This is a genomic window from Fructilactobacillus fructivorans (genome assembly GCF_000814735.1).
Classification (GTDB): Bacteria; Bacillota; Bacilli; order Lactobacillales; family Lactobacillaceae; genus Fructilactobacillus; species Fructilactobacillus fructivorans.
In genome coordinates this window covers 1-9742 of the sequence record NZ_JOJZ01000017.1, presented here as the reverse complement: position 1 = coordinate 9742, position 9742 = coordinate 1, and the positions used below count along the sequence as shown (strand labels likewise).

Annotated in this window: 10 protein-coding genes and 6 tRNA genes; 14 read left to right on the top strand and 2 right to left on the bottom strand. The window is 36.4% G+C overall.

All coding sequences use genetic code 11. The features are described from left to right. The 6 genes from LfDm3_RS03685 to LfDm3_RS03660 all read left to right on the top strand — a co-directional run bounded on the left by LfDm3_RS03685 (nt 1) and on the right by LfDm3_RS03660 (nt 572). Nucleotides 1-74: transfer RNA gene (locus tag LfDm3_RS03685), tRNA-Pro, on the top strand. A 24-nt stretch (nt 75-98) separates the two neighbouring features. Further along, nucleotides 99-172, top strand: a tRNA-Met gene (locus LfDm3_RS03680). A 9-nt stretch (nt 173-181) separates the two neighbouring features. Beyond that, nucleotides 182-255 (top strand) — tRNA-Ile (locus LfDm3_RS03675). 65 nt (nt 256-320) lie between these two features. Then, a tRNA-Ser gene (locus LfDm3_RS03670) sits at nt 321-410 on the top strand. Nucleotides 411-419: 9 nt separating this feature from the next. Further along, nucleotides 420-493 (top strand) — tRNA-Met (locus LfDm3_RS03665). A gap of 4 nt (nt 494-497) precedes the next feature. Next, nucleotides 498-572: transfer RNA gene (locus LfDm3_RS03660), tRNA-Asp, on the top strand. 50 nt (nt 573-622) lie between these two features. On the opposite strand, the gene LfDm3_RS03655 is transcribed toward LfDm3_RS03660, so the two are convergent. Next, nucleotides 623-1123 carry a hypothetical protein gene (locus LfDm3_RS03655; RefSeq protein ID WP_010021166.1) on the bottom strand — a complete coding sequence of 167 codons (501 nt, stop codon included), beginning with the start codon at nt 1121-1123 and terminating at the stop codon, nt 623-625. A gap of 103 nt (nt 1124-1226) precedes the next feature. Between LfDm3_RS03655 and LfDm3_RS03650 the strand changes: the two genes are divergently transcribed. The 5 genes from LfDm3_RS03650 to LfDm3_RS03630 all read left to right on the top strand — a co-directional run bounded on the left by LfDm3_RS03650 (nt 1227) and on the right by LfDm3_RS03630 (nt 6517). Continuing rightward, a complete protein-coding gene (locus LfDm3_RS03650) occupies nt 1227-1967 on the top strand; it encodes an MBL fold metallo-hydrolase (protein WP_039144223.1) in 741 nt (246 codons plus the stop codon). A gap of 22 nt (nt 1968-1989) precedes the next feature. Further along, on the top strand, nt 1990-2694 hold the full coding sequence (locus tag LfDm3_RS03645) for an adaptor protein MecA (protein WP_039144221.1): 705 nt from the start codon (nt 1990-1992) through the stop codon (nt 2692-2694). Nucleotides 2695-2750: 56 nt separating this feature from the next. After that, entirely contained in the window at nt 2751-3812 is a 1062-nt protein-coding gene (locus LfDm3_RS03640) for a competence protein CoiA (protein WP_191978920.1), read from the top strand. A 15-nt stretch (nt 3813-3827) separates the two neighbouring features. Continuing rightward, the gene (pepF, locus tag LfDm3_RS03635; RefSeq protein ID WP_039144217.1) at nt 3828-5630 is read left to right on the top strand and encodes an oligoendopeptidase F; all 1803 of its coding nucleotides are present in this window, start codon (nt 3828-3830) and stop codon (nt 5628-5630) included. A gap of 77 nt (nt 5631-5707) precedes the next feature. Next, nucleotides 5708-6517, top strand: a complete 810-nt coding sequence (locus tag LfDm3_RS03630; protein WP_010021175.1) for an aldo/keto reductase — start codon at nt 5708-5710, stop codon at nt 6515-6517. Between the two features lie 48 nt (nt 6518-6565). On the opposite strand, the gene LfDm3_RS03625 is transcribed toward LfDm3_RS03630, so the two are convergent. Beyond that, entirely contained in the window at nt 6566-7150 is a 585-nt protein-coding gene (locus LfDm3_RS03625; protein WP_052236605.1) for a DsbA family protein, read from the bottom strand. 176 nt (nt 7151-7326) lie between these two features. Between LfDm3_RS03625 and LfDm3_RS03620 the strand changes: the two genes are divergently transcribed. Genes LfDm3_RS03620 through LfDm3_RS03610 form a run of 3 tightly spaced genes read left to right on the top strand, consistent with a single transcriptional unit; the run spans nt 7327 to nt 9645 of the window. Beyond that, nucleotides 7327-7947, top strand: coding sequence for a GTP pyrophosphokinase (locus LfDm3_RS03620; protein WP_039144214.1), 621 nt, complete (start codon nt 7327-7329; stop codon nt 7945-7947). An 11-nt stretch (nt 7948-7958) separates the two neighbouring features. Then, a complete protein-coding gene (locus LfDm3_RS03615; RefSeq protein ID WP_039144212.1) occupies nt 7959-8771 on the top strand; it encodes an NAD kinase in 813 nt (270 codons plus the stop codon). Then, nucleotides 8764-9645 carry an RluA family pseudouridine synthase gene (locus LfDm3_RS03610; RefSeq protein ID WP_039144210.1) on the top strand — a complete coding sequence of 294 codons (882 nt, stop codon included), beginning with the start codon at nt 8764-8766 and terminating at the stop codon, nt 9643-9645. Before LfDm3_RS03615 ends, LfDm3_RS03610 begins: the two co-directional genes overlap by 8 nt. Nucleotides 9646-9742: the final 97 nt, after the last annotated feature.

Here is a 9742-nt window from a genome sequence, read left to right as displayed (position 1 = left end):
CGGGAAGTAGCTCAGCTTGGTAGAGCACCTGGTTTGGGACCAGGGGGTCGCAGGTTCGAATCCTGTCTTCCCGATTAGATACTTTACGTATCTCAAATCGCGGTGTAGCTCAGCTGGCTAGAGCGTCCGGTTCATACCCGGGAGGTCGGGGGTTCGATCCCCTCTGCCGCGATTAGGTCTTGGACCTTTAGCTCAGTTGGTTAGAGCAGACGGCTCATAACCGTCCGGTCGTAGGTTCGAGTCCTACAAGGTCCATCCAAATGCTGTTTGGTGGGCGTTGAGCTTTATAAACCTATGTGTTATAATTATCATATCGTTTTGGAGGATTACCCAAGTCTGGCTGAAGGGAACGGTCTTGAAAACCGTCAGGCGAGTCAAATCGCGCGAGAGTTCGAATCTCTCATCCTCCTTTATATTATCGCGGGATAGAGCAGTCTGGTAGCTCGTCGGGCTCATAACCCGGAGGTCGTTGGTTCAAATCCAGCTCCCGCAATTTTGGTTCGTTGGTCTAGTTGGTTCAGGACGCCTGCCTGTCACGCAGGAGATCACGAGTTCGAGTCTCGTACGAACCGTATCATATAAAAAAAGAGATGAATTAATTCATCTCTTTTTTTATATTTATTTAGTTATTGGTTGGGGCAACCCGTTGATAACTTGCAGTTCGGTAGTTAATGTTTGGATCATTTTTGAATTTAGAAACTACGCTATCAGGATGATTAGCCCAATCGTTATAAGCATAAGCTCCTCTCCACAGAGTAAGAATGATTCGTTTAGTGTGATCCTTCGAATCAGACATGTAGTATGCTGAGAACATCCCTGTTGGTAAGTCTGGACTGCTCATGAACGTGTTCATATTTGCATCGAGTACTTTACGTTGGTCGTCTGAAGGTGAAAGTTCCACATAATTAATGAAGTAACTCCAATCATCTTCTCCAACGTGTGAAAGGACGTCATATGTGATGGGGCTCTTAAAAATAGATTCTTTTCCACTATAATCTAGTAGTTGAAGACCTGAATCGTTGTTATTGGTAGAGAATAGTGCCAAGTCCCTTTCTGGGTACTTTTTCATGATGTTAACTAACACATTCTTCGTGCCAAATGTTACAGAAATTTGTCTTATCATATTATTAACTTCCTTTTGATGTAAATTACTTCATAATTAGTTTAGAATAAATCCTAACGAGTTAAAAGGAAAATGTCTTAATTTTTGAAAAAGGGTGATTAAAATGAAACTTACGGTTTTAGGCGATTATGGTGGATATCCATACAATAACATTGGTACGAGTGGTTATCTTTTAACAAGTGATGATTTTAACTTATTAATTGATTGTGGTAGTGGGGTTATGCTGTCACTAGAGCAAGTTATTGATCCCTTGAAATTAAATGCAGTGATTCTGTCCCATTATCATGCTGATCATATTGCTGATGTAGGGGTCTTACAATATTATTGGCAACTTCATGATCAACGGTATAATACTGACGTTTTGCCAATTTATGGAAATACAGCTGATCAAACTCATTATAATCAATTAGATTGGCCTAATTCTACCGAAAAGGAACCATTTAGTGCTGATAGTGAAATTGAAGTGGGACCATTTACAATGACGTTTTTAAAAACCATTCATCCGGTTTCTGCTTTTGCAATAAGGATCAAGGAACGTTCTACTGGAAAGATTCTAAGTTATACGGCTGATACCCGTTATTTTGATGGTCTGATTGATTTCGTTAAAGACTCTGATATGTTAATATCAGATACGAATTTCTTTGAGGATGTTGACGGAGAACTATGGCACATGACGTCTAAACAATCTGGGAGATTAGCTCGCTTATCTAATAGTAAGAATTTATTAATAAGTCATCTTCCACAACATGGCAGCCATTTGGAACTTCTAAAGCAAGCCCAAAAAGCAGCAGGAAAAGACATTCATGTCGAATTACCTGAGATTAGAAGGACAATTAGTATTTAGATAGAGGAGGTAGATTTGTTTTATGAAATTTCATCGTATTAACAAAGATACAATCCGTGTATTAATTAATAAAGAAGATTTGAAGAAACATGGGATCGGAATGCTTGATTTGCTCGGCAATCGAGAGAAATGTGAACAATTTTTCTACAGTATCCTAGATGAAGCGGACGTTGAAAAAGATTTCACTGATACTGATACGGTGCTCTTTCAGATTCTCCCCAGTCAAGATGGTTTGGAATTATTTATTAGCAAAGACAAGAATATTTCAAATCGTGTCGGTGATAACGGTGGTGTGATGCCACCGTTAAATGAAATTGAACAGGATCCCCAACCAGTTACCGTTAATGATGTTCGTGATAAATATGACATTTTTGATAAAAAGCTTGGTAAGCGGACCATCCCAATTAAATTTAATTCATTTGATGACCTGATTGGTCTGGCCAATAAATGGAAGGAAGTAACGCCACGTCATGCAGTGGAGCTTAAGACTGATTTGTATCAGTATCAAAACTCATATCTCGTTCTGTTCCGCTATCATTTAAATGGTCAATATGATAGTGAAGGGAATACCAACTTCAAAGATCTTAATCATATGATTAACGATGAAATGGGAATTGTTTATGAGTATGGTCAAATCGCATCAGTTACGGAAAATGAATTGAAAAAGCATGGGAAGCAAATTACAACTGGAAATGCACTTGAAACCATTGCATATTATTTTAATTAAAAAGATTCGCCAATGGCGGATCTTTTTTCGTATATTGCTAAGGGTTCATTATGTTAATGGCATACGAAAATGGAAGGTTGGTTAAAGCAAGTGATGCATTAAAAACCCATCACTATCGTTGTTGTGAGTGCGGTGAATTACTGGTACTTAGAAAGGGCATCAATAAGATCCCACATTTTGCCCATCAATCAAATTCAAAGTGTAATTCAAGTGAAGGTGAATCATACGTTCATAATTTGGGGAAATTTCGTATTCTTCATTCACTACCAAATGGTACTAGGGTAGAAGTTTATTTACCTATGATTAAGCAACGTGCAGATGTCCTTTATCATCACTTAGCAGTTGAGTACCAATGTAGCCCAATTACGCTGAAACGACTGACTGAGCGTGTCTCTGGTTACCTTTCAATTGGTATTACTTCATTCTGGATCTTAGGAATGAAGTATTATCGAAAACGACTTGCTAGTCCAAATGTTCTTAAATTTCTCAGATATCATAAAAATACTGGTTTTTATCTTATTTATCTAAATCCACTGACATCAAGGTATTTGCTTCGTTATTGTATATGTCAGAGCGATGGAAAATATCAGTATCAGGAGCGAACTTTTACGAAATGGGATACGATGATAACTTTTTTTAAAAGTAATCATCGAAAAGAGCAACTGCATCCTAATTTAATTAGGGTTTGTCAGAGAATCGAGTACCAGGTCCGACATCTGGATCCCACCATGATGAAATTACAAGAATATTGTTACTATCATCATAGTTCAATCACTGGTTGTCCTCTTATTTGCCATCACTATCGTGATTTACCACCAGTTTTTGGTAAGCAATGGTTAAAATGGGTCGTGATGATTATATGCGAATTAAAAGAGTGGGTTGGTAAGAGGATTCGTCAATTTGTGAGCGAAGTTTATCAAAAACTTGATTTTACGGATCATTTTGTTTTTCTCGTAAACGTTAAAGAATTGCGTATGTCCTATATTAACGGCTTTTTAGATAATTTAATTGATCGAAAATTATTGGTAATTGAACATGGAATTATTAAACAAGTAAGCGATTTTACGTGGTATCGGGATGTCTATGCTAAGATTAATGTAATTAAGAAATGTTCATGAAATGGAGATTATAAAATGTCAAAGATACAAAATTTACCCAAGCGAAACGAAGTCCCACGGGAACTAACTTGGGATTTAACCACGATTTATAAAAATCATTCAGAATTCGAAAAGTCTTATGATGAAGTCAAAAAGCAGGTCCATGATGTTAGTCGCCTAAAAGGTCGATTAGGACAGAATGCTGAGCAACTATTGAGTGTAATTACGAGGGTTCTGAATTTAAATCGAAAATATGAAAAATTATACGTTTATGCTCAATCGGCAAGTGATGTTGACACAACTAATAATGATTTACAAAGTGACATGGATCGAGTGGAGAAGTTAGGAAGTGACGTTGGTCAGGCTCAGTCGTGGTTGGAGCCAGAGATCATTGCACTTGGGTCTGATAAAATTAAGCAGTTTACCCAAGATAATCCATCACTAAAAGAATATGGGCGCCTTTTTGATGAAATTTTGGTAAATAAAGATCATGTCTTACCTGAAGATCAAGAAAAATTGCTTGCAGGAGCAGCAACCATTTTTGAGTCTCCCGAAAAGACCTTTGGGATTTTAGACAGTTCTGACCTTAAATTTCCGGAAGTTGATGATGGGTCTGGCAAAAAAGTGCGTCTTTCAAATGGTATTTATAGTTTACTTTTAGAGTCACAAAATCCTACAGTGCGAAAAAATACTTTTAAAGCCTTTTACTCAACTTTTGATCAATTTCAAAACACACTCGCTTCAACACTATCTTCGGAGGTTGCCGTTCATAATTTTGAAGCTCAAACTCGGAAGTACAATTCTGCTAGAGAAATGGCAATGAGTGAGAATGAAATCCCTGAAGTGGTTTATCGGACTTTAATTCAAAGTGTTCACGAACATTTACCGTTATTGCATCGTTATGTAGCTCTTCGTAAGAAGATTCTAAATGTTCCTGAACTTCATATGTATGATATGTACGTTCCGTTAAGTGGGAAACCAAGTCTTAAGTACACTTTTGATCAAGCCAAAGAAGAAGCGTTAAAAGCTTTAAGTGTTTACGGTCCCGATTATCTTCAGCACGTTAAAGAGGAATTTAATAATCGTTGGATCGATGTAGTGGAAAACAAAGGAAAACGGACTGGGGCCTATTCTTCAGGGATGTATGATACTAATCCCTTTGTTTTACTTAACTGGCAGGATAATCTTGATAATCTCTATACGTTAGTTCATGAGACTGGTCATAGTATGCATAGCTATTATTCTTCCCATAATCAACCATATCAATACGGAGATTATTCAATTTTTGTGGCCGAAATTGCTTCCACAACCAATGAAAATATTTTGACAGATTATTTACTTAAGAATAATTCTGATCCAGAAGTTATCAAGTATATTCTTAATTCCTATCTGGATGGGGTGAAGGGAACCATTTTCCGTCAAACCCAATTTGCTGAGTTTGAAGAGTTCATTCACACTTCTGAACAATCTGGAAAATCGCTAACGGCTGATTTTATGAATAAATATTATCTAAAACTGAATCAAAAATATTATGGTGATGACGTGGTTTCTGATCCTGAAATTCGACTCGAATGGTCTCGAATTCCTCATTTTTACTATGATTTCTACGTTTACCAGTATGCAACAGGATTTGCCGCTGCTTCGGCTTTGGCGGATCGTATTACCAGCGGTGATCCTGAAAAAGTTGCAGCATATCTGAATTATTTGAAATCGGGAAGTAGTAAAGATCCCATTTCAATAATGAAAGCAGCTGGGGTTGATATGACAAAACCAGATTATTTAAATCAAGCTTTCGATAAGTTTGAGCGACGATTAAATGAATTAGAAAAAATGTTATAGATTTATAGGCATCATGTTTGAAATATTATGTGAGAAGAATATGCTGGACTTGTAATTAATTGAGGAGGGGTGTTTATATGACAGCTAGAGACGAAACATTTACATTAAATAATGGAATTAAGATTCCACAAATTTTCTTCGGAACTTATGAAATTCCAGCTCGTGATACAGAAAAAAGTGTTGATCAAGCATTAAAGGATGGTTATCCTGGGATCGATACTGCACGTGATTATGGAAATGAACGTGAAGTAGGAAACGCAATCAAGAATAGTGATATTGATCGTGATGACATATTCCTTACAACTAAGATTGAAAGCCCAGAATCATATGACGAAGCAACGAAAATGATTGATGAAGCCCTAGAGAAATTACAAACTGACTACATTGATTTAATGTTGTATCATTGGCCTTCAGGTGATTTAACTGAAACCTACCGTGCTATGGAAGATGCCGTCAAAGCAGGTAAATTAAAGAGCATTGGTTTATCTAATTTCTATGGTGACGATTTAGATAAGATCTTGAAGAATGCAACAATTGCTCCAGTTGTTGATCAAGTGGAGACAAATGTGTTCCGTCAACAAAAAGATTTCTTGCCAGTCGCTAAAAAAGATAATTTACGTCTAGAAGCATGGTCACCATTTGCAAGAGGTCGTAATGGCTTTTTCACTAATGAAACTTTAAAGAAGATCGCCCAGGATCATAATAAGACCGTGGGACAAGTTGGTTTGCGTTTCTTAATTCAAAACGGAATTATTGTATTGCCACGTTCAACTAAGCCCGATCGAATTAAGAGTAATTTAGATATCTTTAATTTTGAATTATCTCCTGATGAAATGGCAGAAATTGGCAAACTCGATACTGAGAAGAGTCAATTCGGCTGGTTATAAAGCATAAAAAAATTCTCACACTTTTGAAGTGTGAGAATTTTTTTTATTCTAAAGAACCCTTAGATTACTTGTTTGCTTGATTTTATCATCAAGTTCTTGTGATTCTTTTTGAATAATATGACTACAAATTTCAAATAATTCATGATAATCAACCTTGTCAATTAACAGGCCGTTGTCTGCAGAATCACAATCAAATATCACTAAATTACCATGATTAGAAATATTCATTTCTGAAATCATTTTTTGATCAGATTTGAAGGTGCTCTCAGTCAACTTTGATCTGCGATCTTCCTTGAACATATCCATGTCTAACTTAACCTGTTTAGCAATGTTATATACTAAACTATCACAATAGGTCATGTTTTTCTCTAGAATGTCCCGTTGTAACGCAAACAAAAATTTCCGGCCTTTCTTTGCTCCTTGAAATAAAGCTGCTTTATAATCAAGAATCAATTTGTATGGAAGAAGTTGTGAGTGAGCTTCCTTATTGCCAGATATAACGCTGAGATTCATGATTGGGATGATTCGGTATGATGTCTTACAGGGTAATTGTTTTGATAAACGAGCAATGGTTCGTTCAGACTCAGCACAGTCACTACAAGTTGGGTCTACAAATAAATATAGTTCAATCATAACTTTTTCCTTTCCTAGTTTGTTATTCTTCTCTTCTATAACGACGCACTTACTAGAGTATCATTTTTTCATAAAAATTCAATAAATTTGTTTTAATATTCTTATTATACTGGGATAATAATTATGTGTGTTATTATATTTCTGGAACAATGCTAGAGACTGGAGATTGTTGTTTTATGGTAGAAAACTGGGACGATTTTTTGTTTCCATATCAAGAAGCGTCAAACGAATTAAAATTAAAATTGCGTGGCATACGATCACAGTACTTAGAACGCGGTGAGCGCTCACCAATTGAATTTGTTACTAGTCGAATTAAGCCAGTTGACAGTATCAAAGAAAAAATGCAACGTCGCCATATTGACGAATCACGGTTATCAGAAGACATGGAAGATATTTGTGGGCTACGAATTATGTGTGAATTTCTTGATGATATCTATACCGTAGTTGATGTTCTCCGGAAAAGAAATGATATTAACATTCTTGAAGAACGTGATTATGTTCATAACGAAAAGGCAAGTGGATATCGTTCGTATCACATTGTTTTTAGTTATCCGTTGCAATTAGTTGATGGTCAAAGAGAGATTCTTGCTGAGATCCAAATTAGAACGTTAGCAATGAATTTCTGGGCCACCATTGAACATTCTTTGAACTATAAGCATCCTGATGTCTTCCCACCGGAAGTTCATGAAAGATTGCAAAGTGCATCAGAAACGGCTTACAAGCTAGATGAAGAAATGTCAGAAATTAAGCAAGAATTAGATCGGGATCTTAAAAAGCAAAAGGATAAACATGAATAGGGGAACAAGCAATGAAGATCGCAATTTATAGTAATGATGGTGAGACCTCGAGTCGAATTGCATCAGAATTATCAAAAGAAATTGAGAAAGCAAAGGATTTAGAGATTGATGAGCTGAATCCTGAGATTGTCATTTCAGTTGGTGGAGATGGAACACTGTTATCAGCTTTTCATCATTATGACGATTTGACGGATAAAATTAGATTTGTTGGAATTCATACTGGTCATTTAGGCTTTTACACTGATTGGCGGGATACCGAGGTTACGCAATTGGTAGAAAGCCTGAAACGGGATAATGGACAAAGTGTTAGTTATCCGTTGCTAGACATTGAGGTTGATTATGCAGATGGTGGGTTGCCAGATTACATGATTGCCTTAAATGAGGCCACATTTAAGAAGCTTTTTGGAACGATGGTTGCTAAAGTATACATTAAAGGTGAACTTTTTGAGAATTTCCGCGGGGATGGTTTATGTATTTCAACTCCTACTGGTTCAACCGCATATAACAAATCGGTCGGAGGAGCCATTATTTCGCCAAAATTTAATTCAATTCAGGTGGCAGAGATGGCATCAATCAATAATCGGGTCTTTCGGACAATTGGTTCTCCGATTATTATTCCGCCAACTGAATCTATCACAATTGTTCCTGAGGTTTCACTTCACAACGTTTTAACTTACGATCAACTGTTAATTAAAGATAGGCCCATTAAATCAATTAAATTCAAAATTTCCAAGCGTCGAATTTACTTTGCTAAGTATCGCCACACTCATTTTTGGCAACGAGTAAGCAATTCATTTATCGGGGATACCTTAAACGATGATTAGTTTTGCGTGGATTTATGACGAAACTCACCCAATGAAAGTTAGAACCTTTGTGATGAAGAACGGAGTTACACGTTCCTTACTTAAAGACATTCGTTATCATGGTGGTCACTTAATGGTAAATGGTCACGATGTGTATACGAGTTTTGAATTATCACATGGAGATCGTGTTCGAATTATTTTGCCACCTGAAAAGCAAAATGATTTTTTACAAGTTTCGAATTTACCTATTAAAATTTTGTTTGAAAATGATAACTTTTTAATTGTCGATAAACCTGCGGGCGTGGCATCGGTTCCATCGCACATTTATCCCAATGATACAATCTTGAATCGGGTTCTTGGGTACTATCTTCGAAATGATTATCCAAGTAAGAAGGTTCATGTTGTCAATCGTCTAGATCGGGATACTAGTGGTCCCGTTATGTTTGCCAAAAATCATCTTGCACATTCAGTTCTTGATAAACAACTTCAGGATCGAAAGATTGAAAAAAACTATGTTGCGGTTATTTCGGGCGAACTCAACATTAAGCATGGTGAAATTGTTCTTCCGATTGGGAGGAAGCCGGGTTCTTTTATTGAGCGTGAGGTCCGTGATGATGGTAAATATTGCCGAACAGAATTCTGGACGTTAAAGGTTAATAACGGGATGTCACTGGTTAAGATTCGACTGCATACGGGTCGAACTCATCAAATACGGGTTCATTTTGCTAAGATTGGATATCCGTTAGTTGGTGATTGGCTTTATAATCCTAATGCTCATAGTGGTGAATATCAAAAGTTACATTGCTATCAAACAATTTTTTTTGATCCATTTGAAAAGAAAAAAATTAAAGTGAAATCTAAAATTCCAATAGAATTTAAGAATTTGTTGAATTAAAAACAGTCTACTTATTAGTAGGTTGATATGAACCCCTTAAGTTGGACAAGAAAATCAACTTAAGGGGTTTTATTATGACGAAATTTAGTTACAAATT

Excerpts from the sequence above, each read along its gene's own strand:
- LfDm3_RS03655 (WP_010021166.1), bottom strand. The coding sequence starts at position 1,123 with ATGATAAGACAAATTTCTGTAACATTTGGCACGAAGAATGTGTTAGTT.
- LfDm3_RS03650 (WP_039144223.1), top strand. The coding sequence starts at position 1,227 with ATGAAACTTACGGTTTTAGGCGATTATGGTGGATATCCATACAATAAC.
- LfDm3_RS03645 (WP_039144221.1), top strand. The coding sequence starts at position 1,990 with ATGAAATTTCATCGTATTAACAAAGATACAATCCGTGTATTAATTAAT.
- LfDm3_RS03640 (WP_191978920.1), top strand. The coding sequence starts at position 2,751 with ATGGCATACGAAAATGGAAGGTTGGTTAAAGCAAGTGATGCATTAAAA.
- pepF (WP_039144217.1), top strand. The coding sequence starts at position 3,828 with ATGTCAAAGATACAAAATTTACCCAAGCGAAACGAAGTCCCACGGGAA.
- LfDm3_RS03630 (WP_010021175.1), top strand. The coding sequence starts at position 5,708 with ATGACAGCTAGAGACGAAACATTTACATTAAATAATGGAATTAAGATT.
- LfDm3_RS03625 (WP_052236605.1), bottom strand. The coding sequence starts at position 7,150 with ATGATTGAACTATATTTATTTGTAGACCCAACTTGTAGTGACTGTGCT.
- LfDm3_RS03620 (WP_039144214.1), top strand. The coding sequence starts at position 7,327 with ATGGTAGAAAACTGGGACGATTTTTTGTTTCCATATCAAGAAGCGTCA.
- LfDm3_RS03615 (WP_039144212.1), top strand. The coding sequence starts at position 7,959 with ATGAAGATCGCAATTTATAGTAATGATGGTGAGACCTCGAGTCGAATT.
- LfDm3_RS03610 (WP_039144210.1), top strand. The coding sequence starts at position 8,764 with ATGATTAGTTTTGCGTGGATTTATGACGAAACTCACCCAATGAAAGTT.